Source organism: Acinetobacter sp. B-6, assembly GCF_056930735.1.
This window is the reverse complement of sequence record NZ_JBXPBY010000014.1, coordinates 1-24343: the sequence shown is the minus strand read 5'-3', so window position 1 is coordinate 24343 and position 24343 is coordinate 1. Positions and strand designations below refer to the sequence as shown.

The window sequence follows — 24343 nt, the reverse complement described above, 5'->3', positions numbered from 1 at the left end:
TTTTGAAATCTAAAAAATCAGCTTATTTGATCCAAAATCAACACAATGTTGAATTAGAATGCACGTTTCAATTTGCCACGATGAATAAAGGCAAAAAAAGCCATTGCCGCTAACGCACCAAGGAAAAAAATGAATTTAATTTCACTTCGGCTTAAATGGTATTCAGATTTGTTGGTCTCTGTTTGGCTAAAATCTGCTTGTACAGGTGGGATACTTGTCGTCAGATAAGAGGGTTTGATATTTTTAAAGTTTAATTCAGTCAGCGCAGCTGGTTTTTCACCTTTGCCTACTAAAACATAGGCAGCAACAACATCAAAATCCACTGCATTTTGAATGCCAAATTTAACCTTTATCGGTTCATAAGTATTGTATTCTGGAATCCAATCATTCAGCTGACTGTAAAGACGAATGGTGTCGGTCTTTTCTAATTTGGGGTCTTGAATAAGTTGAACAGCGTTTTCATCCAACAAAGCGGTTAACGCTTTAAATTGATGAAATGAATACTGATTGGTTTGTGTAAGTTGCTCTGCAATCAAGGTTTGCTGTGTGGAATGTTCGCTTGGCTTCGCTTTATTTAATAAGCCTTGATTTTCAAGTATAAAATCTGCTTTTGACGTCAATCCAGGGAAGTTTTGACGTCCGACTAAATATACAGCTGTCCAAATCTGATCGCCAGGTTGAACATCTTCTAACTCCACTTCATACAATTGATTTGGTTTAAGCTGTAAAACTTGGTCAAACAGGACTGGCGTACCATCTTCTGCAAAAACATTGCACGAAAATACCAAACAAAGAACACATATAAGTTTGTGTATATTCATTTTTAAGCCCCCTGTAAATGCGATGCACATCACATATGTTACAGTAAAAATAATAACCAATCGCAGAATAGTTGTCTTACAATCTGTTTTTCTAGATAAATGGTTTTTCCTCTCATTCAGTAGTCATAACCAGACACTCAAAACAAACCAACCCGTTGGGTAAAAAATACAGACTCAACTTTTGATATATGAAACTGGTTATTTCATAAGCATTTCATTTTAAATAAATTATATTGTCATATTGAACGTATAAAAATTAGACCAATAAAATAAATCACAATCAGTCTAATGCTATGAATCTTATTATTTTATGTAAAACATTGATTGTAGTAGCTTTTAAAAAATGGTCAGTTAGATGACACAATTTGTCGCTTAAAAACTATTTTTTACAGCTTGAACAAAATTAAATCGCTATCATATAACACTTTAATTCGCATAATTTCGAGAAAGTTTTATGAGTCAAAGTCATATCCGTATTCGAGGCGCACGTACCCATAATTTAAAAAATGTGTCACTCGATATTCCACGTGACAAGTTTGTGGTGATCACGGGACTTTCAGGCTCAGGAAAATCATCACTGGCTTTTGATACTTTATATGCTGAAGGTCAACGTCGTTATGTTGAATCCCTCTCTGCCTATGCACGTCAATTCCTTTCACAAATGGAAAAGCCAGAAGTCGATTCAATTGAAGGTTTAAGCCCTGCGATTGCCATCGAACAAAAGTCGACCAGCCATAACCCTCGTTCAACAGTCGGAACCATCACTGAGATTTACGATTATTTACGTCTACTCTATGCACGTGTAGGCACGCCATATTGCCCTGAACATGACTTACCCATGGTTGCCCAAACTGTTTCTGAAATGGTGGACGCAGTTAAAGCCCTGGAAGAAGGTACAGCGTTAATGCTACTTGCGCCTGTGGTTCGTGAGCGTAAAGGTGAATACACCAATCTGTTTGAACAATTACAGAGTCAAGGTTTTGTCCGTGCGCGTGTTGATGGTGAAGTCATTGATATTGATACCCCACCTGAGCTGGATAAAAAGAAAAAACATACCATCGAAGTGGTTGTTGATCGCTTTAAAGTACGTGACGATCTAGGGAACCGTATTGCAGAAAGCTTTGAAACAGCACTACGTCTAGGTGGTGATATTGCGATTTTATCTTGGATGAGTGGTGAACAACCAGATCGTGTGTTTTCTGCAAAGCACTCATGCCCTGAATGTGATCGTGCTGTGGCAGAGCTCGAACCTCGCCTGTTTTCGTTCAACAACCCTTTTGGTGCCTGCCCTGTCTGTGATGGTTTGGGTACGCGAAGCCACTTTAGCGCTGAAAAATTAATCCCTAGCCCTGATGTATCTATTAGCCAAGGGGCGATACGTGGTTGGGACAGACAACGCCCTTACTACTACAGCATGATTCAAAAAGTTGCAGATCATTTCGGTTTTTCATTAGATACACCATGGAATGAGCTGGATGCAGAAACCAAAAAGAAATTTCTGTATGGAACAGGAAAGGAAAAAGTTGATTTAAGCTATATCGATGAACGTGGTCGTAAGCACAATCGAGTACAACCTTTCGAAGGTATTTTGCCCCATTTAGAACGCCGCTATCGTGAAACTGAATCGAATTATGTTCGCGATGATTTGGCACAATATTTATCGAATGCCGCTTGTGATGCTTGTGGTGGCTCACGCTTAAATGAAATTTCCCGTCATGTTCGGGTAAAAGATAAAACCATTGCCCAAATAACTAAAATGTCGATTGGTGATGCTGAAAGCTACTATCAAGATTTAAATCTTGAAGGTGCCAAAGGTGAAATTGCCGATAAGATTTTTAAAGAAATTCGTGAGCGTTTGCATTTCCTTGTTTCCGTTGGTTTAAATTATTTAAGCCTTTCACGTTCGGCTGAAACCCTTTCAGGAGGTGAAGCACAGCGTATTCGTCTTGCTTCGCAAATCGGTGCAGGCTTAATGGGCGTGATGTATGTTTTAGATGAACCATCTATCGGTTTACATCAACGTGATAATGACCGTTTGCTTGAAACATTGGTACGCTTGCGTGATCTTGGTAATACGGTATTGGTGGTTGAGCATGATGAAGATGCCATTCGTGCTGCTGACCATATTATTGATATTGGTCCGGGCGCTGGTATCCATGGTGGTCATGTCATTGCAGAAGGTACCTATGAGGAATTGGCAAGCAATGAAGATTCTTTAACTGGTAAATACTTATCTGGAAAATTAAAAATCGCAGTGCCTAAACAGCGTGTAACACCACCAAAACCTGAAGAGCAAATTAAACTGATGGGCGCAGCAGGTCATAACCTTAAAAATGTTGATCTGAGTATACCTTTGGGTGTGATGACCTGTGTGACAGGGGTTTCTGGTTCAGGAAAATCAACACTGATCAACCGTACGCTATTGCCTTTGGCTGCAACTCAACTCAATGGTGCAACCACCTTAACGGCGGAAAAGTTCGACTCGATTGATGGCTTGCAATTCCTTGATAAAGTGGTCGATATTGATCAAAGCCCGATTGGACGTACACCACGCTCCAATCCTGCAACCTATACAGGTTTATTCACCCCGATTCGTGAATTATTTGCTCAAACACCTGAGGCAAAAGCACGTGGTTATGCCGCAGGTCGTTTCTCTTTCAACGTCAAAGGTGGTCGTTGCGAAGCCTGTGAAGGTGATGGCATGATCAAAGTGGCGATGCATTTCTTGCCTGATATGTACGTGCCTTGTGATGCCTGCCATGGTCAACGTTATAACCGTGAAACTTTGGAAGTCGGCTATAAAGGTAAAAATATTTCTGATGTGTTGGAAATGACGGTTGAAGATGCCATGCATTTCTTTGATGCAATTCCTGTCATTCACCGTCGATTAGAAACCTTAAACCAAGTGGGTTTAGGCTATATTCGTTTAGGTCAGTCAGCAACCACTTTGTCTGGTGGTGAAGCACAACGTGTTAAATTGGCACGTGAATTGGCAAAGCGAGATACAGGAAAAACCTTATATGTCCTTGACGAACCAACGACGGGCTTACACTTCCACGATATTGCCAAGCTTTTAGACATCCTGCATGAGCTTCGCAATAAGGGCAATACGATTGTGGTGATTGAGCATAATCTGGATGTGATTAAAACTGCGGACTGGGTAATTGACTTAGGTCCTGAAGGTGGTTCAGGTGGTGGTCAAATTATTGCTGAAGGCACACCAGAAGATGTGGTTAAATCGAAAGTTTCACATACAGCGAAATTCCTAAAACCGTTGTTGAAGTAAGGCGATTTATTGCATTTCTGCCCTCTCTTGCTTTAGAGAGGGCTCACGCCTCTATGCTCGTCGTTAAAGTGGCATAGAGGACTCTAAGTCTTTATAATTATAATAAAAATTAACATATATAACTGATATTTTTTATCCACTTTGATATTTGTCTTTTACCCATCTATCCGTCAATTATTAGCTTATTTGTCAGGTTTTCTGATCTATATCTTGGCTCATTACTCTGTCTTTTAACTGTAAAAATTTTGCATTTCCAATTCATACAAGGCAAGATCAATCCATAGCACAGGATATTCATCATATGAAGTTTCTTTACCCATGCTTTTTGATCCCCAGTATTGCTTTACTCAGTGGCTGTATCGGCAATATGAATCCAGCTGTAGGAAATGGTCGCCCCAACTATCCATATTTCGTCACCACACAACCCATGATCATTAAAAAAATAAATGTACCGGCAGGGACTATATTGACCTATGAGAAACAAAGTTTTAAGACAGGCAAACAAAATCAACTCATGAATGAAAATAAACTACAATCCATTTTGATGCCAAGTGGACAAAACATCATATGGGGTGGCGTACCCGTCAGTATGATCGAGAAATTTTTCAATTCACAAATGCGCGGTTATAGTGTTCATGCAGAATTCGAAAAGTTATCACCGAGTCAAAGCACGAGATTTTCAAAATTATGGAAAAGTTGTAATGACCATCTTGGAATTACAATTAAAAATAATAACGATTGGTCATTTAATCTGAATAATATAGCTGATGTAGAAAATTGTAGTGTGCTTTATCAACGCTACTTTAAACATGATACTGAACAACAGCAATTTCTGGATCAGTTATATCGGGAATTAAAAAAAGTGAATCTCAAATAACCGTGTTTGAATGAACTATCCCACGACTTTATTGCGACCTTGTGCCTTTGCTTTAAATAAAGAGGCATCCGCTTGAGCGAACAAATCTTCCCAATTCTTTGCCCCTGTTGCTACGCCAATACTTACGGAAACATTCAAGTGATCTGTTGAAGGTGCATGATTAAATTTCAACTGGGAAACATCTGCCAAAATACTTTCAGCAATTTGCAACGCCCAATCCCACTCGACTTGATCAATTAAAATCAAAAACTCATCACCACCAAAACGTACAATCAAATTTGACTGTGCAATATTGGCTTTTAGACACTGAGCAATTTCCACAATGACAGAATCGCCTAGGATATGCCCAAATTGATCATTCACATATTTAAAATTATCAATATCCACCATGATTAGTGTGAGTTTTTCAAAACGTTCTGTTTGAGTGGCAATATTTTTTAAATAATCATCTAATGCCAAACGATTCGAAACTCCAGTTAAAATGTCCGTATTGGCACTGTTCTGTAATTGAAATTCAAAAGCATCACGCTGTTTTAACATTTCTTTTAATTTATCAATGGCATCTTTCAATGTGTGCACTTCTTTATTTTGCACAGAAACAGCTCCCATATAATCACGCTCTTGAATTTGTGATAACTCTAAAATCATATTTCTGGCATAAATCAAAGGCTCAAAGAGTTTTTTCCTAGTATATAACATGGTAAAAATCGCCACAGCCAATGACAAAAGCGAGATAAATAATGTGATCAAAAACTGACGTTGCTCCGACTCCATTTGTGCTTGAGCACTCAACGCATGTGTTTCCAATAAATACTTTTGTAAGTCGATCACTGAGTTGAATTTCCCAACCAAAACATCAGTCAACTGATTAGCTGTTAAAAAATAAGCTTGCTGGTGTGAGCTTTCCTCAATTAAACGATTAACAGTCGGTAATCCCTGATCAATAAATTGGCTTTTTACTTGAGCGTATAAATGTAGATATGCTGGCGTTTTTAAATTTTCCATTTGCATGGTATCCATCAAACGCCATAAGTATTTTACTTGCTCTTGAGTTTGTAGTGAGCGCGCTTTGTTATATTCAGGAATAGGCTCTGAAAAACTCAGTGGTGCCATAATATTGGAAGCCACACGCCCCGATTGATCTCGTAAATCCGCCAAGATCAATACGATAGATGCATAGTCCGTCACATCACTATTTATTTTTTTTGAGTCATTGATTAAACGCTGTAACATGGCTCTACAGCTATCCCATGCAGCAAACATCCCCTGAATTGCTTGATCCATTTGAACAGAAGTACGTTCTTTTGCAGGCAATGCCAAATAAGCATCGACCTTCCCCCGTGCGACAGCTAAATCATGTCTTAACTGTACATCCACCTGATCCGCTAAAGCATTGAAGCCTGTCTGCCTTAAAGATTCGACGGTTAGATCAATTTGCCGATCGACCCCTTTACGATAATCTTGCAAGGCTTTCATATTTTCAGACAAATCTTGGGTTGAGCTCGACATTGCCTTATTCGTTGGTGCCCTTTCTCGTGATATTTTATTTGATGTTTCTGCAAAAATTTGTAAGGTCTGAATATCGACTAAAATTCTCTTTGAACGAACATATTCTTGATAATTACTGATAATTTGAGGAACAGCGATCAATAAAACGGACAAAATAATGACTGACATAAGGATAAGCAAACGGGTGCTTATTTGTTCTGATCGGAGTTCCTGCACCATCGTCATGACCCTATGGGAAGTAATGTCGAATGAATCTAAAAAATTTGGCTATATTATAGGGTATCTGAATCAATTCTACCCAAGTATTTAAACTTCAGTCTGTTTATTGCATTCACTATACTATCGCTTTTACAGATAAGTGATATTGAAAATTAACATTTTACATATAAATAGATTATTCTTAAAATATAAAAATCAAATGAATTATCACATTTTGAAAATATACCCTTTTCAATGCCCAGTTACCCCCAATAAACTGGGCATTTTTTTTAACTAGTGCATTTATCTTAAATAAAAAAATAGACCCAATTTGTCCAAAATACTTAAGGTTAATTGTTTACGTTCAGCTGGATCATCACCTGCTTGCATGTTCATATTTAACGCAAATGCAGTCACCTTGCCATCGGGTTGTTCAACCCATCCCGTATACCAACCCACTTGAGGTTCAACATCCATTCCCCAACCACTTTTAGCATACAGTTTACTGTCACCACGTCTCTCGATATAAAGCATATCTTTGACTTGTTGCTGTACATTTCGATCAAAAGGTAATTGCTTCATTGCCAGTTGATAGGCAAATTGAACTTCTTGTTCAGGGGAGATTTTTAAAGGACCCACCAACCAAAAATTATCGACTTGCTGACCAATCTCCGCATTGCCAAAACCTACACGCTTCACTTCTTCACGCATCAATTCCAAGCCAATACGTCGAGCAAGCTCCTGATATACGGGAACAGCTGAAGCCTGCATCGCTTCTGCCAAAGTCATATCTTTTTCCCATGCTGAAAAAGCGCGCTTTTCACCATTCCAATGAAATACTTCAGTATTGGTTGCTTTTGCATTTTGCAAGCCAATTAAAGCATTCAACATCTTAAATGTAGATGCAGGAATATATTCAGTCTTTGCTCGGCTTAGATCATTACCATAACTTTTTAGATGAATCCCATCATAAGTAACAAACACAGCTTGAGTCTGTGCTTGATTAAATAATAAAGGAATCTCAGTTTCTCGCTCTGATATGACTGGGCGTTGTAGTTTTGAATCATAAACACAACCTGAAAATGCCAAACTACTGAGGATGACACAAAATAAACCTTTCATTTTAAACTTCATGATATTGGTGACCTTAAATACCACTCTAACATGCTGAAAAATTCAAATCGTAGAGATCATGGAAAAATATATTGCGCCAAGAATGTAAGAAAATATTTACAAGTGCAATATATTGGTGCATAATGCACCTCATTAGGGCAATAATTAGGTTTTCCTCAGCAGAAACTTTAGCTTTGCTCCAGATTTTGGCGAAAAATCCCAGTTTTCTTTGAAAATTGGGATTTTTTTTGGCAAAAATCATGCCAACCCTATCTTAGAAGGTTAAGTTTAGCACTATATTGGTGCAAAATTTACTTCCTACCTGATTTGATGAAAATTTATTGATTTTTAAACAAAAAAAAGCCCAACCTTGGGGAAAGCTGGGCATATAAACTGCGAATTTAAAAAAACTCATTGATTAGCAATGAACTTTATAGACTTATTATCTAAAATCCATCACACTTTGTAAAACCTATTAAATTGATCGGATATAGAAATATTATCGTTTTTACTAATAATTGCGCCACGGCTAACACTTTATTAAATAAAATGAATATTAAATCACATATTTTATGCCAGCTAAGCAGATTTTAATGACATTTTCTTGACATTGATTGCAAAAAAACCATCGAAAATACAAATTAACAACAGAATACAATAGAAAAAATAAATCAATAAAATTCGTATTTTGCCATCCTTTTTTTAATAAATATTACTGCTCTTTAGTTTTATTTACTTGTTCTGATTAAACTTTTTCTAAGGTTGACTTGAAGTTAAACAAATGTTCGTTTTTTAAACAGTGTTTTTTTCATGTATCTGCTTTGTAAACATACGTCTTAAACATCATTGACTTAATATCTTGTTACAATACAATGCCGTGTGTTTCACCAATTTCTCCTATTGGAAAAGATTATGAAAAAACTCGGTTTAGCCACTGCTCTATTATTAGCCATGACCGGCGCACAAGCATACCAATTTGAAGTTCAAGGTCAATCAGAGTATATCGATACAACTGAAAATGACAAAGACTTCACTGGTGGTCTTCAAGGTACTTTCTACTTCAAAAATGTTGACTCTTCTAAAGGTCCTTTGGCTGAAGCAGCGTTCTTAAACCAAGCTTCTAACGTATCTTTAGCGTACAACTATGGCGAATTAGATGCTGGCGTAACTGCACACAACTATGGCGCTAAAGCTGAAGCTTATGTTCCAACACCATATGTTCCTGCTTATGCAAGCGTATCTTATAGCCACACAATTCTTGATGGCAAACACGGCTTATCTAACGATCAAGGCGACCGTTTTGCTTTAGAATTAGGTGCTTTGCCTACTCAAAACTTCTTGGTTGCAGTTGGTTATACCAACGTTGCTGACCAAGTTGCTTTAGATGCATTCAATGTAATGGGTAACGGTGTTGCTAAAGCAACTGCTGAAGCTGCAACAATTGGTGAAGATCAAGACGCAATCACTGCACGTGCTAAATACGTTGGCGGTATTGACGGTACGAACATGTCTTTAGCATTTGAATCAGGCATTATCTATGGTGATGCAACTGCATACCAATTCAAAACTGATTTCTATTTGAACCCACAATTAAGCGTTGGTGCTTCTTACGCAGCATCTAGCTACGAAGGTACTCCAGATTCAGCTTGGGGCGCGAACGTAAACTACTTCATCACTCCTGCGATTGCAGTTGGTGCAAGCTACGTAAATGCAAACTACGAAGCGAATAAAGGTCAAGCGATCGCTTATGTTGGTGATACGCAAACTGTTGGCTTAAACGCTAAATTCCGTTTCTAATAACTTAGAAATTGAATCTGTAAAAAAGGACTCTCACGAGTCCTTTTTTATTGCTTGAAGATAAATAACTTAGCTTCTCAGCACATTTAAAAAATGCAAGTGACGTTCATATTGATCAATGATGTCTTGAATCAAGTCTTCCTGTGTCCACTCCATCACATCGTAGTTCTGACCACCCTCTCTTAAAAATACTTCAGCTTGATAAAAGTCATCTGTTTGTTGATGCTGTTCATTCATCATAAAGCTGGGTGCAACCATTTCCCGCACCATTACTTTATAAATAAAGTTTAGTTCGTCATGATGATCTACACTCAACTGAACACCATCTTCCAATTCTTTGATGACGACATTCAAATGACGGCGTTTGAATTCAAAACGAATACTTTCAAAAGCTTTAATCACATGAGATTGGATATATTCATGCACCTCAGCTTGTGTATGCGGATAATGCATAATTAAGCCTAGACGTTGTTGCCAACTTCGTGGGTTTTGTACAGCTCTCGGAGTAATTCTTGCGACTTGTAAAGCTTGCATTTTGGTCACATCCACACGAAGTGCTTTCACTAAGCCCCAACATAACAACAGCATAATAAATGTAAATGGCAATGCACTCATCATTGTCGCAGATTGTAATGCACTAAGCCCACCCACCATTAATAGAATAATCGAAAGTACTGCCATTAAAATGGTCCAAAACAAACGTTGCCAAGTCGGTGAATTATCAGACTTTGCTGTGAGATAGTCGGTAACCAATGCACCAGAATCTGCTGAGGTGACAAAAAATAGAACCACAAGTACCGTCGCGATTAGACTTGAGATTCCTGCGAAAGGTAAATGAGCGAGGAATTCAAACAATGCCACTGAAGAATCTTTTTGCACAGCAGCCATCAAACTGTCTTGCCCCTGTTGCAAAATACTGAATAATGCAGCATTACCAATAAAGCCCATCCAGATCAGGGTAAAACCTGTCGGAATCAGCAAAACGCCAACAATAAACTCTCGAATGGTACGCCCTTTCGAAACACGGGCAATAAACATCCCCACAAATGGTGACCATGAAATCCACCATGCCCAATACACAATGGTCCACCCACCGATCCAACCATTGGATTGATAGGCATATAAATTAAAGGTCATGGTGAATAGATTAGAGATGTATTGTCCAGCATTTTGAATTGTGGCTTGTAAAATATAAACACTTGAACTGGCGAGAAAAATAAAAACAAGAAGTAGCAAAGCCAAGACCAGATTCAGCTCAGAAAGTCTTTTAATTCCTTTATCTAAGCCTAAAAATACGGACAGTGACGCAAGTGTACTGACGATGATGATCAATATAATTTGCGTTGTAATATTACTTTCCCAGCCGAATAAATAGCTCAAGCCAGAGTTAATTTGGGTTACACCGAAACCTAAAGTCGTGGCAACACCAAATACCGTACCAATGGTCGCAAAGGTATCCACAGCATCGCCAATAGGTCCATAGATCCGACGTCCAATAATTGGATATAGGCCCGAACGGACTTTTAGTGGTAAATGATAACGGAAAGCAAAATAAGCCAGTGTTAGACCAACCACAGCATAGATCGCCCAAGCGTGTAAACCCCAATGGAAAAAGGTAATTCTCATCGCTTGTTGCGCAGAGTCAATACTTTGGGGATCTCCAGTAGGCGGATTGACATAGTGCATGACTGGTTCGGCAACACTAAAGAACATCAAACCGATCCCCATACCAGCGGTAAACAGCATGGCAAACCATGACCCATTGCTATATTCAGGCTGACTGTGGTCTGGACCAAGTTTAATTTTGCCCATCTCAGAAAAGGCAATAAAAATAAGCAAAATTAAAAAAATTGCGACGGACAAAACATAGAACCAGCTAAATGAATCCGTGATCCATTTATTCATTTGCGTGGTCATCAGTTCAAAGGCATTAGGTGCAAAGATAACCACCGCTAAAAACAGCGCAATTATTCCAACAGTGCTCAAGAAAACATTTGGATTGATATTGTCAAACCAAGTGATTTTTTTGGAAGGCATATTTCCCCCAGGTTTTTATATTAAAAGGACAGACGTATTAAAGTCAAAAAAGGCATTCACAATAGTGAAAAAAGACGAATCCCGTAGAACAGCGATTAGATTCAGCACACATTATAATTTAAATTAATATTTTCAACAATTTAGCAAATGTAACAAGATAGTTTTCACGTTATTTTGGTTTATTTTCAATATATTGCAGCGCAATCATACGTGAAACGATCAGCGCAAAATACATCACACCACAAAACATTTGCAACATCGAAATCACACGTGCTGCGGGTGCAACAGGGATTAAATCCGACAATCCAGTTGCAGATTGCAAACTAAAACTAATAAACAATAAATCCAGCCAAGACTGATAATCCGCAACATGATTGGGGTTTTGAAAGCTTTGTGGAACCATTAATTGGCAAATACTGTATAAAAAGGCAAAGCCCCAAGCAATCAATGTAAAAACTGCCCCAGCAGCAAATAACTCATCTTTGGTAAGGTAACGGTCTGCAAACATATAACGGATCAATCCATAAGCAGCACAAAAATATGCTGCTGCTTCAAAAGCATGGGCGATAATTTGCAAAGTAACGGAATGAAAACCGATCAACATCAAAAAAGATAACGAAAAAGCCCCCAACACAAAGCTCAACCCAAGCACGGTAAATGTTGGTGTTTGTCGTATTACCTTGGCAATGATCAACAATGCAGACACTCCAAGCAGCCATGTAAGAATTTGATAGCTTCTACTGGCATTGGTGTACACAGACAAAACCAAAATCAGCAATTGCACCAATAATAGCCATGCCGAAGGCAATTGCTTGAATCCTTTCCAAAATTCGACGATTGATTGCATAAATAATTTCTGGTTATTGTTTTAAAACTTCAAATTAACATATTCATTCAATTTGATAAATTGTTTAAATTTTACCTTATTGTTCAATCTATAAATTGAGATAATTCATCTTATTTATAACATGCTAAATCGTGCGCTTTTCAAGCTTTATTTCTACTCTAAATTATTCAAGCACTTAATCCTGTTATAAAAGGGACATGAAGGCTTTCAAATTGAAAACCCATAAAAAAACACCTTCGAAAAGGTGTTTTTGAGTTGACTCGAAATCAATTAGTGGTCTGAAGCACCTGAGATGCCAATACCAGTTTGTGAGCGTACAAACTGTGCATCAAATGCTTTGCGTTCTGCTTGCGCACGTGCTGATTTATCAGTCACAGAGAACAACCAGCAGCAAATGAAGGCTAACGGCATAGCGAAGATTGCAGGACCATTGAATGAGTTGATTGGTGTATCAGAGATTTTTAAAGTATCTACCCAAACAGCTTTCGATAAGATAATTAAAGTCACTGCTGTTACTAGACCAACAACACCACCAATAACTGCACCACGTGTCGTTAAGCCTTTCCAGAACATTGAAAGTACCAACACTGGGAAGTTTGCACATGCAGCTACGGAGAATGCCAAACCAACCATGAAAGCAACGTTTTGTTTTTCGAACAAAATACCTAAGATCATCGCGAAAATTGCTAGACCTAAAGTTGCGATCTTAGACATACGTAATTCAGATTCAGGTGTAGTTTGACCTTTTTTGATTACGTTTGCATATAAGTCATGTGAAATTGCAGAAGCACCTGAAAGTGTCAAACCTGCAACAACTGCAAGAATAGTTGCGAACGCCACTGCTGAAATGAAGCCCATGAACAGATCGCCACCCACTGCATCAGCAAGGTGTACCGCTGCCATGTTGTTACCGCCAACTAATTCTAGTTTGCCAGTTACAGCCATTTTTGCTACATCAATGAATTGTGGGTTGTTTGATACGAACAGAATCGCACCGAAGCCGATAATGAATGTTAATAAGTAGAAGTAACCAATGAAACCTGTTGCCACAACAACTGATTTACGCGCTTCTTTTGCGTCTTTAACAGTAAAGAAACGCATTAAAATATGTGGTAAACCTGCAGTACCAAACATTAATGCTAAACCAAGCGATAATGCATCTAATGGGTTTTTCGCCAAGCTACCTGGACCCATGATCTTAGTTGCATCTTCGATGCTTACATCATGCACTTTTGCAAATACATCGATAGATTGTTTGAACATTTCAGAGAAGCTATAGCCTACAGAATGCATCACCATGAACGCCATGAATGTTGCACCTGAAAGTAACATCACCGCTTTAATGATCTGTACCCATGTAGTCGCCAACATGCCACCAAAGATCACATAAGCCATCATCAGAAGACCAACGATCACCACTGCAATGTTATAGTTCAAACCAAAAAGAAGTTTGATTAGCTGTCCTGCACCCACCATTTGTGCAATCAAATAGAATGCAACAACAACCAAAGAACTGATTGCAGCAAGTGTACGTACCGGCTTTTCTTCTAAGCGGAATGAAACTACATCAGAAAGGTTGTATTTACCTAAGTTACGCAGACGTTCAGCAACCAAGAACAGTACCACTGGCCAACCAACCATGAAACCTAGTGAATAAAGCAGGCCATCAAAACCTGAGCTAAACACCATTGCAGAAATACCCAAGAACGATGCAGCTGACATGTAGTCACCAGCAATCGCCAAACCATTTTGGAAACCTGAGATACCACCGCCAGCTGTATAGAAGTCTGCTGTATTGGTGGTTTGTTTTGCAGCCCATTTAGTGATGAACAAGGTAAGACCAACGAAAATTGCGAACATGATAATCGCATGCCAGTTGGTCGCTTGTTGCTGAGCTTCACCTAAATCTGGACCAGCTTGTGCAACAGTAGAAAGCAGTGCAGTAGATGCAAGTGCTGCTTTAGTCTTTAAAGAGTTCCATTTCATCTTAGTGAAGTCCTTTTTCATGAGCAATTGCTTCTACTTCTCTCATTGCATCTTCATTCAATTGATCCAATTTATTGTTGGCAATATATGAATACACACCACACAAAATGAAAGATAAAACAATAATGCCTAGACCTAAAGGAATACCCCAAGTGGTGACTCCACCACTAAATGAAGTCATCAAAAATTCTTTGTTATAGCCAACTAAAAGCATAAATCCAACATAAACGAACAACATAATTGCAGTTAATGTCCAGCTCAATCTACTTTTTTTAGCAACCATTTCTTTGAATTTTGGATTTTGTAGAATCGCCTCTACTTGTCTCTCATCCATAACCATGCTCCTTGATAAGCGACCAGAACCCTGGTTGCTTTTTTTAATCTTTTTTTACATGGTCAAAATTAACAATATTGTGGGGTTCTCGTAACTTAGACTTTGGTCGTTAAATTTTGAGCAAAGTGCGCGAGTCAATTCATGGATGCGGTATGATAGGGGGTAGATTTTTATACTGTAGTCCTTATGAACAGTTGGTTAATTATAGGGGTTTTAGCCCTTTACATCTTCATTCTCTTCGTTTGTGCCTTCTTTGGGGAGAAGCATGCCAGCCGATTAAGCACTCGTGGCAGAATGCTTCTCTTTAGTCTAACATTGGGCGTTTATTGTTCATCTTGGACTTTTTATGGTGCAACTGGTGCAGCAGTAAGAGAAGGGATTATTTTCCTACCGATTTATTTAGGACCTTTATTATTCGTTTGGCTAGGTTATGACATTTGGCGTCGTTTAGGTCGTGTACGCCAGCATCATGCCATTTCATCGATTGCCGACTTTGTTGCTGCTCGTTATGGTAAAAGCGGAACACTTGCCTCTTTGGTCACCATCTTAGCAGTTATTGCAATTATTCCTTATTTGGCTTTGCAGTTACGTGCGATTGCACTCAGTGCATCGGTCATGCTCGATCATAATACCCAAGTTGTTTCAACCACAACCAATGGTGTACTTGGACTCACTGCGGTGCTTGCAATCTTAGCGATGATGTTTGGAACGCGACAAATCGCCAATACCGAACAGCATGGCGGACTCATGCTTGCGGTAGCATTTGAATCTTTTGTCAAACTGTTTGCACTACTCTGTGTTGCCTTCTTTTTTATTTTTGACCACCCTCAAAATATTGTACAAATTTCACATGATGTACAAAAAACCTTTCATGAAGTGCAACTGTTTGGTGTTCCTGAAACATTTTGGATTCAAACCTTATTGGCATCTTTAGCGATTATTTGTTTGCCCCGTCAGTTCCACGTTGCTGTGGTGGAGTTACGCGATGAAAAGCATATTCGAGGTGCTAGACGCTGGTTTGCTGCTTATTTAATCCTTACCATTATTGCCATTATTCCAATTGCCAGTTGGGCACTGCATGCAGCACCGAAATATTTAACCATTCCAGATGTTGCGGTACTTTCTTTACCGATTAGTTATAACCAAGACTGGTTATCTTTACTGGCATTTTTAGGGGGATTTTCTGCATCTACAGGGATGCTTTTGGTCTCTTCTGTCGCACTGTCTATCATGCTGAGTAATGACTTGATTATGCCTGCTTTATGGAAATTTGGCATTCTTTCCCGTCATGATAAACGCTTACCGCAAGTGCTCAAATTTACACGTCGTGTGTGTATTTTAGCGGTGATGCTACTTGGTTTTCTATTCTTCCATTTCTTTAATGATATTGACCAACTCTCAACTTTTGGTCTTTTGGCATTCAGTGCTGTTGCACAGTTCTCACCAGCATTGATTGGTGGTTTATATTGGCGAGGAGGTAGCCGTCAAGGGGTCTATTCTGGTTTAGTGGTCGGTTTTATCCTGTGGTCATATACCTTGTTGCTTCCAACAATTTTGCGAAGCTTACCTGTTGAGTATAGTGAGTTCGCACATCAGTTTTTAATGTTTGGTCCTTTAAATATCGAATGGTTAAGACCAGAAGCATTATTTGGTTTTGAATCATTCGCACCATTAACACATGGTGTTATTTGGGCACTCGGATTAAACATTACCTTATATATCTGGGTATCTCGAATTTATCGCCCAAGTATTGCTGAACAAATACAAGCCGAAAGCTTTTTCTATTATGAAACTAAACCTTTACCTGCGCAAAATACTTCGACTGATATTAACTATTTGCACCATGATGTTGCCAAGCTCAAAGTTGGCGATTTAATCGCACTGGCTAAACGTATCACTGGTGAAGGACCTGCAACACACGCATTTCAGCAGTTCTGTGCTATGAACAATGTGGTTTTAAATGAAAATAGCAGTGCAAATGGGATGTGGTGGCGTTTTACCGAACAGTATCTTGCTGGAACGATTGGTGCAGCATCTGCGCGTACCTTATTAACTACAGCGATGGTCAATAACGGTTTAGCCTTGGGGCAAGTTGCCAACATTCTTGACCAAGCCTCACAATGGCAACGCTTTAACCAAAATCTCATCATGACCATGATTGACCATATGACGCAAGGGGTCAGTGTGGTGGATGAAAATATGTGTCTGGTAGCATGGAACAATCAATACCTCAAACTTTTTGATTATCCTAAAGATCTCGTTTATGTCGGTTGTCCAATTGCAGACTTGATTCGTTATAACGCTGAACGTGGTGAATGTGGTCCTGGCTCTGTAGAAGAACATGTACGCAAGCGAATTCACTGGATGAAAGTCGGAAGTGCGCATGAGTTTGAACGAATTCGTAAAGATGGTCGTGTGATTCAAATGCGTGGAAATCCAATTGAAGGTGGAGGTTTCGTTACCACTTTTGCTGATATTACCGCATTCCGTGAAAATGAAGCTGTACTTGAAGCCCGTGTCTCTGATCGTACCCAACAGTTGGCTGATGCACTTGAAGAACAACAACTTGCACGCGAACAAGCCGATAAAGCCAACATGTCAAAAAGTCGCTTTATTGCCGCCGCCAGCCATGACTTGCTTCAGCCCATGCATGCCGCACGTCTATTCAGTACAGCCTTAGAACAAAGTGTTCAGTCGGATGAAGACCGAAAAACCTTACAACAGCTTGACCGTGCTTTGCATGGTGCAGAAAGCATGTTATCTGCTCTTTTGGATATTGCACGCTTGGAAGGAGGTTCAATTCAGCCGAAACGCCAAGCCTACCCATTACATGATTTACTCAGTGATTTGGAACTGCAATTTAAATCGATTGCCGCACAACGTGATATCCAGTTGCACGTACATGATGCTCAATTCTGGATTGACACCGACCCGCAATGGATTCGTCGTATCATCCAAAACTTTGTTAGTAATGCCTTACGTTATACAGCGCGTGGGCGTGTCGTGGTGGGTGTACTGCGTGCTTCAGATCTTCCACAACATATCCGCATTGGTGTTTGGGATACAGGTCCTGGGATTGCTGAAGAACAACGCATTAAACTGTTTCAGGAGTTTGAGCGTTGTGGGCATACTTCACCTTGGGGGGAACAAGGTTTAGGGCTTGGTCTTGCGATCGTTCAACGAATGACCAGCTTGTTGGATTATCCTGTACATGTCTATTCAGAGCTTGGTAAAGGCTCATGCTTCATGATTGATGTCCCCGTTGTAGAAGCACCTAAAATTGTTGCTACACCAGTGCAAGCTGTTCCTTTAAAAGCAAAAGCATATAAGATTTTATGTTTAGATAATGACGATACAATTTTGGAAGGCATGACCACCCTGCTGACCAAATGGGGTTATCAAGTCTTTAAGGCCACAGAACCTGAACAGGCTTTGGACATTATTCAAAGAGAAAATATTCAAGTCTGGTTGGTGGATCAGCATCTAAACAATAGCAAAATTGGTTTGGATTTCATTATTGAAAATCGTCAGGAAAATGTTCCTGCAGCACTGATTACCGCAGACTCCGATCCTGAATTACCACAACGTGTTAAAGATTTAAATGTCGTACTTTTAAAGAAACCACTTAAACCAGCCTCACTGCGCGCATGGTTATCTGGATTGAAAATTTCAAAATAGTGTTGCCTATTGGAATCCCCTTCTTTAATGTTTTGAAACATTTACACACGCTAGAGCTCCGTGCTCTAGCGTGTGTGTTACACATTTTTTTAAGATAAATAGCAATTTTTTTTAAGGATTGTGCAAAAGCATTCAAAAAGCTGCCAAAGACTGCCTTGTTTATTGGCGAAAGATTCCAAAGCTTTATTTTCTATGGCAAATAACATCAAAATAGTAAATATACACTTGTATAGTCAGTTACAATTTTATATTTATTTGATTTTAAATAATAAAAAACTAATTTTCACCCTATATACAACTTTAGTCGTATTCCTATTGCATCTCAGATAAATCAAAAATTAATTCAAGACAAAATCACGCTCATGTTTAGGGAAACAAAAACAGCGTTTGAATTCAATTTTAAATAGGATTTTAGCTATGAATATTTCAGAAACTGTTCCACATGGGCTACACCAAGCTCAACAATTCCATCGTCAATATGGTGCTAATTCAATTCTGCCTGAAATCGATTGGCAAGCTATTTTTAAACATAGTAAGTTGCAAGACACTCAAATCCAAGCGCTGAATACCATCTATCAAGCAACAGTACCTTTAGCACTGCAAGTTTTTGATGAATTAAAATTTGATGTATTTGCACCTGTTGCATTTCATCCACAAGGTCTAGGTTTATTTGATAAATTAGCCCAACAAGAAGAAAAGTTAGTTCAACGCTTAGAAGATGAATGCGAATGCTTAAATGATGAGGTTCGTCATCAAGTCTGGAGCATGTTACTTCGTGGTGGTGCTGTACTGGTATTTAAAGCATGGTTAGGTAAAGTTAAAACTGGGGAAAATAGTTTAGACATGACCCAGTTTGATGAGCTATCAGACTTGCTATTCATTAAAACTTCACCGACAACGCTCGCAATGCGTCTAAAAGTAGATGCTCATGCAGACTATGACCATGTATTCTTGATGTATGGCAATGATGTCTTCCTTGATCGCTTCAATAGTTTAGAAACAGCAGCATTATTTGTTGATTTAGGCGTATATGATGCAGCATTTTTAAGTTTACGTGATGATCGAGTTGCGGATTACCTCAAATCTAAAGGTTATGTAACTCATGAGCAGATCGAAGATTTAAAATGCGCTTTAAATCCTCTGGGTTGCCCAGATCAAGTCTCTAAACAAGATTGTTTAGCCTAATTGCCTTATTTAGGAAGTACAAAAAGCCAGTCAAATGACTGGCTTTTTACTCAGATCAAATATCCATATACGATCCTTTGAATAGTTGCGACTCAGTATTAATACAACGCCTTAGGCAACTTGATCTGAATAATTTCATTGTCATCAGCACGCTTTGCATTTCGTCCAGAAGATCCGGGAAAATTATTGTCGTTCATCACAGTTAAAGTATTTTTATTTTCAATAATGACATCTTCAATCGTTTCAAATGGAAAGGCGAATGTAGTGCCTGTACCGATATCACCATCACGTGGCGTACCATATAAATTATTTGGATTAGCAACGCTCATTAAATCGACCAAATCTGAACGTTTAACCGCTTTACCAACATCGCCAAGCTCAATTTGAATCAGCTTTTTATAACCATCGAGCTTATTCTGACTCGCATCACGTTCGATAATAATGCCAGATTTGTCATCGTACATTTGGAAGTCACCAATATTGGTCGCTTTGGTATTTAAAGTGAAATAATAATAACGTCCTGTATAGGCTTTTTTCTTTACATCAAATTGAGAAATCAGTAATTGTTGATTGGTCTCGCCTTTTAATGGTTTCTCTAGCAAAGGGTATAAATATTGCCCATCTTTAGACAATGCCATACCTTCGAAACCGCCACTTTGCTGAACCAATGGTTCAACATAATTTATATTCGCTTTGTTGAACTGGTTTTGTGGTGAGCGCAATTCAGCGCCTACTTTCAATGGATTTGGTAATGGAATTGGCGCATCCAACAAGATTCCATCTTTATCAAAATGCAGTAAATAAGGTCCAAACTCATCCCCAATCCAATACGTACCATCCGCAGTACGTTGAATCGATTCAGGATCAAAATCAGCGCCAGTGAGCAAACGATCAGCGGTATTTTGATTGACGATATTAAACGGAATTAATTTATTTGGGTCACGAAGTTGGACAAAGCTCATCACTTGAACTTTCGCTGTTCCAGATGACTTGGTTCGAAAGTCAGGTTTGATCTGATACAAACGCAACAGAAAATCTGATGAATTATCTTGTGTACCAAAACCATTATCAGCCATGACCATATAGGTACCATCATTATTTTTTAATGCACCTGAAAAACCTTGTACTGGCTGTCCTTTAAATGGCGGAAATATGCCATTTGCACCTTTGACGAAAGCGCCTGAATTTGGACCAGCAGCATAAGTTTCAACATCAAGCTTAGCAAATGATAGCAATGTAGGCACGCTAACCGATGATTCGAACGAAAAGTCGTTGTCATCATCATTACAAGCGGTTAAACCCAATATACTGAAAGCTAAAAGTGAGTAGGCTAATTTTTTCATAAAGGTCTTTTTATTGATTTAAATGAGCCTTATTTAAACCAATCAGGATGACAATTTTAAGTCATTTCAATGACAATACTGAGTCAAGTAAGTTTGAGTTTGGATCAAATTTGAATATCAAATCCCAAATCAATATCACAAGCTGCTTGACCACCACGTACTCCCCAATTTTCCGCTGGGATCTCTCTTAATATAATTTTTATATGATCTTTTGGAATTCCAAATGCAGAAAGGTTATTTACAATTTTAAGATACAAACTTCGTTTTGTGTCCAATGTACGCCCAACAAAGCAATCGATAGTGATACGAGTAAACTTTTCGGGATTACGCTTATTTGGAGGGCATAAAAAGCGATGCGGATCATGTACGATTAAACAAATATCACGATCATCATCAGGAATTTTAAATACACTAACTAAAGCATTTTGAACTGCTCCAATTAAATCCACTTCTTGTTCAACAGAATATTGATATCGAACATCAATTGTAGTTGCAGGCATTATTTGTTCTCATTTTATGTTATTTTAAAATCAAAAGGATAGCATGATTAATATACTACCGTATCAATTAACCTCATATTGATTAAATTGTTTCAACATTTTCTCATCATAAAAGTTTGATGTATCATCTATCCTTAAGATATAACAATATATTGAATTAAATAAGTTTTCTATTTAGGTAACAGTCTTAATAGCCCAGCATTTTTTCCATCTTCCAATACCCAAATCGAACCATCATGCGCTGGATAAATATCTCGAATCCGCTGTTTCATGTTCAAACGCTGTATTTCACGAACAGGCTTTGACTCAGTATCGACCACAATTATTGCTTCTGAAGACAATCCACCAATGAGCGCCTTATTCGTCCATTGGGGGAACAATTGTTTTTGATAAAACACCAAATTCGATGGAGAAATTACAGGTGTCCAACTGATCTCAGGTGCTTTAAATTCAGGGCGGGTGACATGATCAGGAATCTCTTTTCCTGAATAATGATCCCCATTGGAAACAATGGGATAACCATAATTCTCACCTTTATGAATTAGATTTAATTCATCACCGCCCTTAGGTCCCATTTCTACAACCCACAATTGGTCTTTATGATCAAAAGCGATACCTAAGGGATTACGATGCCCTAAAGACCAGACTTGTTTTGCGATTTCACCTTGTTGAGTGAATGGGTTATCTGCAACAACACTACCATCATCATTCAGTCTAATGACTTTACCCAAATTCGACTTCATGTCTTGTGCAGGATCAAATTTCTGACGTTCTCCAGAACTGATCCAAAGCTTTCCATCTTTCCCAAATAACATACGATGCGCATAATGCCCTTGTCCTGAGACCTTTGGAACTTGTTCCCATATTCTTTTTATATTGCGGATTCGAGGATTTTTTTCTTGTAGATTTAATTCACCACGAACCACAACTGCGCCATAACCACCATTGCCTTTTTCAGCATAACTCAAATAGATTTGATGATTATTTTTATATTCAGGGTGCAAAGCAATATCACCCAATCCACCTTGCCCACCATAAGCGACTGGCGGAACACCTAAAATATCAATGCTTTGTGATGAAGAAGGATCATAGAGCTTTAATTTCCCTGGTCTCTCTGTAATCAATAATCGCCCATCCGCCAATTCAGTCATTGCCCAGGGTTCATCAAATGTCGCGACTTTTTCAACACGATAGCTTTGATCAATCATCGCAGTTGTGCTTTCTGTCGCTTGTTTTACTTCAGATGATGAATTGCTTTGAGCATTGCATGCACTGAGTAATGTACAGCCCATGAGTAGAGGTAAATAAAAAAATTTCTGTCGTAACGCTTCCATTTCTTGTTCCTCAATACTTTGATGTTTTATTTATTGTAAAGAAAAGACAGTATTGAACTATTTTATATTGTTAACAGCAATTTTCTAATCTATTCGATGTAAGCATTTACCTACAACTCCTGCCGAATTTAGCGAATATACGGCTGCTGTAAATTCACCTATTCTATCGTTATCGGGAACAGGAAGTTTCCCAGACAAAACAACAATAACAAAACGTCTGAGCATCAGGAACGTGAGATTCGACAGGAGTCAGATCTAACACACCAATACGAAGAAAACCCCATCAGGATGATGGGGTTTTCTTTTTTGTACTTGAATAGTTTTTCAAATCTAAAGTACTCTAAATCAATAGTAATTCTCACCTCAATATCAACAAACCATCTCATTACAATATTTTTAAAAAATTTATTTTTAATATAAATCTATTAATTACTCAGATAAATTGATCTTTATTTTAGATTTTTAATACGAATTTTAGGTTTTGGTAAGCTATAAAAAAATAAAAGCTGATTTATAAAAATTCTTGATCGTCTTTTACTTACAGCTCTTTCTTTATCTAGTTTATCTCCCAATAAAACAAATATTTCAAATATAATTAGAAGTACTAATTTTAAAATCATAATTGCAAACATGATAAAAATTGAAAATATAAGATCTAGAGCTAGTAGCGACCAAAAAGAATTATTTCTAAAAAAATCGAAAATATTATAAATATTAGTGCCTGTAGCTATTGTTAGCCCTATTATTGCTGCACATATACCCATAAACATTGCCAATAATCTATTTTTTGATTCTGGATGAAATATCCACAAACCAAATTGTTTCGCATCCAATGAAAAATTGGATTTATATTTATCTTTCATATTCAGAACTTTATCAATTTTTTCTGCTATTTCTAAGTATTTTGTAGAGTCTGAATCAACACAGATTGAAAACCACAATTTTCTTAAGTCGTATAATTTGGTTTGTTTAGATTGTAAAATTTCTTGCAATTCTTTAATTATTAATTTTTCTCTTTGCTTTAGTAAAAGAAACCAAATAAATAATACTAAAATTTCGATTAAAATAGGAAAAATCAATCTCCATCCATTTGATACTTTCGGAAAATATGGAAAAGCATCTTTATTCACATACCAATAAAATGAATACACAAATATAGAAAGAGATAATAGCAAAAGCCATATCAGCTTATTTTTTATATATAAAATTTTTTTGAATGATTCGAATAAATCATAATAAACATTAATAAGTCTAAATAAATTTCCCATATTCCGTTTCCATTTCTTTCTTATATTTATAGATTTTGTCTGATAATTTAAAGATTATGAATATATATTTTTTTTAAAACGCCATAAGTTGACGCCTAGTATATTATTTATCCACAATTTCTTATCATTTCTATCTTTTCTTTACGCATAAAAAAACACCCTCAACGTTTTAGTTGAGGGTGTTTTAGAATTAAAAGCTGGCGATGACTTACTCTCACATGGGTAACCCC

16 protein-coding genes are annotated in these 24343 nt (G+C 37.9%); 5 read left to right on the top strand and 11 right to left on the bottom strand.

Features of this window, described 5'->3' with window-relative positions:
- Positions 1 to 53: 53 nt before the first annotated feature.
- Positions 54 to 821, bottom strand: coding sequence for a hypothetical protein (locus AC1Z3T_RS16350; protein WP_483396783.1), 768 nt, complete (start codon positions 819 to 821; stop codon positions 54 to 56).
- 454 nt (positions 822 to 1275) lie between these two features.
- Between AC1Z3T_RS16350 and uvrA the strand changes: the two genes are divergently transcribed.
- Positions 1276 to 4107, top strand: a complete 2832-nt coding sequence (gene uvrA / locus AC1Z3T_RS16345; protein WP_419320086.1) for an excinuclease ABC subunit UvrA — start codon at positions 1276 to 1278, stop codon at positions 4105 to 4107.
- A gap of 301 nt (positions 4108 to 4408) precedes the next feature.
- Positions 4409 to 4984, top strand: coding sequence for a hypothetical protein (locus tag AC1Z3T_RS16340; RefSeq protein WP_419320088.1), 576 nt, complete (start codon positions 4409 to 4411; stop codon positions 4982 to 4984).
- Between the two features lie 15 nt (positions 4985 to 4999).
- Here the strand turns inward: AC1Z3T_RS16340 and AC1Z3T_RS16335 are convergent, their stop codons facing one another.
- Both AC1Z3T_RS16335 and blaOXA read right to left on the bottom strand, forming a co-directional pair.
- The gene (locus AC1Z3T_RS16335; RefSeq protein WP_419320092.1) at positions 5000 to 6712 is read right to left on the bottom strand and encodes a GGDEF domain-containing protein; all 1713 of its coding nucleotides are present in this window, start codon (positions 6710 to 6712) and stop codon (positions 5000 to 5002) included.
- Positions 6713 to 6994: 282 nt separating this feature from the next.
- Complete coding sequence (gene blaOXA / locus AC1Z3T_RS16330) at positions 6995 to 7813, bottom strand: OXA-229 family carbapenem-hydrolyzing class D beta-lactamase (protein ID WP_419320094.1); 819 nt, start codon at positions 7811 to 7813, stop codon at positions 6995 to 6997.
- A gap of 903 nt (positions 7814 to 8716) precedes the next feature.
- Between blaOXA and omp33-36 the strand changes: the two genes are divergently transcribed.
- On the top strand, positions 8717 to 9601 hold the full coding sequence (gene omp33-36, locus AC1Z3T_RS16325; protein WP_139419256.1) for a porin Omp33-36: 885 nt from the start codon (positions 8717 to 8719) through the stop codon (positions 9599 to 9601).
- Between the two features lie 69 nt (positions 9602 to 9670).
- On the opposite strand, the gene AC1Z3T_RS16320 is transcribed toward omp33-36, so the two are convergent.
- From AC1Z3T_RS16320 to AC1Z3T_RS16305, 4 genes are all read right to left on the bottom strand, one after another.
- Positions 9671 to 11638, bottom strand: coding sequence for a BCCT family transporter (locus AC1Z3T_RS16320; protein WP_004825635.1), 1968 nt, complete (start codon positions 11636 to 11638; stop codon positions 9671 to 9673).
- 169 nt (positions 11639 to 11807) lie between these two features.
- The gene (locus tag AC1Z3T_RS16315) at positions 11808 to 12485 is read right to left on the bottom strand and encodes an ion channel (protein ID WP_151798639.1); all 678 of its coding nucleotides are present in this window, start codon (positions 12483 to 12485) and stop codon (positions 11808 to 11810) included.
- A 270-nt stretch (positions 12486 to 12755) separates the two neighbouring features.
- On the bottom strand, positions 12756 to 14471 hold the full coding sequence (locus AC1Z3T_RS16310) for a cation acetate symporter (protein WP_004825638.1): 1716 nt from the start codon (positions 14469 to 14471) through the stop codon (positions 12756 to 12758).
- A 1-nt stretch (position 14472) separates the two neighbouring features.
- Positions 14473 to 14805, bottom strand: coding sequence for a DUF485 domain-containing protein (locus AC1Z3T_RS16305; RefSeq protein WP_004825640.1), 333 nt, complete (start codon positions 14803 to 14805; stop codon positions 14473 to 14475).
- Between the two features lie 186 nt (positions 14806 to 14991).
- On the opposite strand from AC1Z3T_RS16305, the gene AC1Z3T_RS16300 reads away from it, so the two are divergent.
- Together AC1Z3T_RS16300 and AC1Z3T_RS16295 are read left to right on the top strand one after the other, a co-directional pair.
- Entirely contained in the window at positions 14992 to 18483 is a 3492-nt protein-coding gene (locus tag AC1Z3T_RS16300) for a hybrid sensor histidine kinase/response regulator (protein ID WP_005034520.1), read from the top strand.
- Positions 18484 to 18900: 417 nt separating this feature from the next.
- Positions 18901 to 19668 carry a hypothetical protein gene (locus AC1Z3T_RS16295; protein WP_005034522.1) on the top strand — a complete coding sequence of 256 codons (768 nt, stop codon included), beginning with the start codon at positions 18901 to 18903 and terminating at the stop codon, positions 19666 to 19668.
- Between the two features lie 98 nt (positions 19669 to 19766).
- On the opposite strand, the gene AC1Z3T_RS16290 is transcribed toward AC1Z3T_RS16295, so the two are convergent.
- From AC1Z3T_RS16290 to AC1Z3T_RS16275, 4 genes are all read right to left on the bottom strand, one after another.
- A complete protein-coding gene (locus AC1Z3T_RS16290; RefSeq protein ID WP_100884335.1) occupies positions 19767 to 21011 on the bottom strand; it encodes an esterase-like activity of phytase family protein in 1245 nt (414 codons plus the stop codon).
- A 104-nt stretch (positions 21012 to 21115) separates the two neighbouring features.
- A complete protein-coding gene (locus AC1Z3T_RS16285; protein ID WP_100884334.1) occupies positions 21116 to 21511 on the bottom strand; it encodes a tautomerase family protein in 396 nt (131 codons plus the stop codon).
- A 170-nt stretch (positions 21512 to 21681) separates the two neighbouring features.
- The gene (locus AC1Z3T_RS16280; protein WP_100884333.1) at positions 21682 to 22845 is read right to left on the bottom strand and encodes a PQQ-dependent sugar dehydrogenase; all 1164 of its coding nucleotides are present in this window, start codon (positions 22843 to 22845) and stop codon (positions 21682 to 21684) included.
- A 449-nt stretch (positions 22846 to 23294) separates the two neighbouring features.
- Positions 23295 to 24113: a hypothetical protein gene (locus AC1Z3T_RS16275; protein ID WP_100884332.1), complete on the bottom strand. Its 819-nt coding sequence runs from the start codon at positions 24111 to 24113 to the stop codon at positions 23295 to 23297.
- Positions 24114 to 24343: the final 230 nt, after the last annotated feature.

What these genes read in the sequence shown, in the direction of transcription:
- AC1Z3T_RS16350 (WP_483396783.1), bottom strand. Translation starts at nt 821, where the DNA reads ATGAATATACACAAACTTATATGTGTTCTTTGTTTGGTATTTTCGTGC.
- uvrA (WP_419320086.1), top strand. Translation starts at nt 1,276, where the DNA reads ATGAGTCAAAGTCATATCCGTATTCGAGGCGCACGTACCCATAATTTA.
- AC1Z3T_RS16340 (WP_419320088.1), top strand. Translation starts at nt 4,409, where the DNA reads ATGAAGTTTCTTTACCCATGCTTTTTGATCCCCAGTATTGCTTTACTC.
- AC1Z3T_RS16335 (WP_419320092.1), bottom strand. Translation starts at nt 6,712, where the DNA reads ATGGTGCAGGAACTCCGATCAGAACAAATAAGCACCCGTTTGCTTATC.
- blaOXA (WP_419320094.1), bottom strand. Translation starts at nt 7,813, where the DNA reads ATGAAAGGTTTATTTTGTGTCATCCTCAGTAGTTTGGCATTTTCAGGT.
- omp33-36 (WP_139419256.1), top strand. Translation starts at nt 8,717, where the DNA reads ATGAAAAAACTCGGTTTAGCCACTGCTCTATTATTAGCCATGACCGGC.
- AC1Z3T_RS16320 (WP_004825635.1), bottom strand. Translation starts at nt 11,638, where the DNA reads ATGCCTTCCAAAAAAATCACTTGGTTTGACAATATCAATCCAAATGTT.
- AC1Z3T_RS16315 (WP_151798639.1), bottom strand. Translation starts at nt 12,485, where the DNA reads ATGCAATCAATCGTCGAATTTTGGAAAGGATTCAAGCAATTGCCTTCG.
- AC1Z3T_RS16310 (WP_004825638.1), bottom strand. Translation starts at nt 14,471, where the DNA reads ATGAAATGGAACTCTTTAAAGACTAAAGCAGCACTTGCATCTACTGCA.
- AC1Z3T_RS16305 (WP_004825640.1), bottom strand. Translation starts at nt 14,805, where the DNA reads ATGGATGAGAGACAAGTAGAGGCGATTCTACAAAATCCAAAATTCAAA.
- AC1Z3T_RS16300 (WP_005034520.1), top strand. Translation starts at nt 14,992, where the DNA reads ATGAACAGTTGGTTAATTATAGGGGTTTTAGCCCTTTACATCTTCATT.
- AC1Z3T_RS16295 (WP_005034522.1), top strand. Translation starts at nt 18,901, where the DNA reads ATGAATATTTCAGAAACTGTTCCACATGGGCTACACCAAGCTCAACAA.
- AC1Z3T_RS16290 (WP_100884335.1), bottom strand. Translation starts at nt 21,011, where the DNA reads ATGAAAAAATTAGCCTACTCACTTTTAGCTTTCAGTATATTGGGTTTA.
- AC1Z3T_RS16285 (WP_100884334.1), bottom strand. Translation starts at nt 21,511, where the DNA reads ATGCCTGCAACTACAATTGATGTTCGATATCAATATTCTGTTGAACAA.
- AC1Z3T_RS16280 (WP_100884333.1), bottom strand. Translation starts at nt 22,845, where the DNA reads ATGGAAGCGTTACGACAGAAATTTTTTTATTTACCTCTACTCATGGGC.
- AC1Z3T_RS16275 (WP_100884332.1), bottom strand. Translation starts at nt 24,113, where the DNA reads ATGGGAAATTTATTTAGACTTATTAATGTTTATTATGATTTATTCGAA.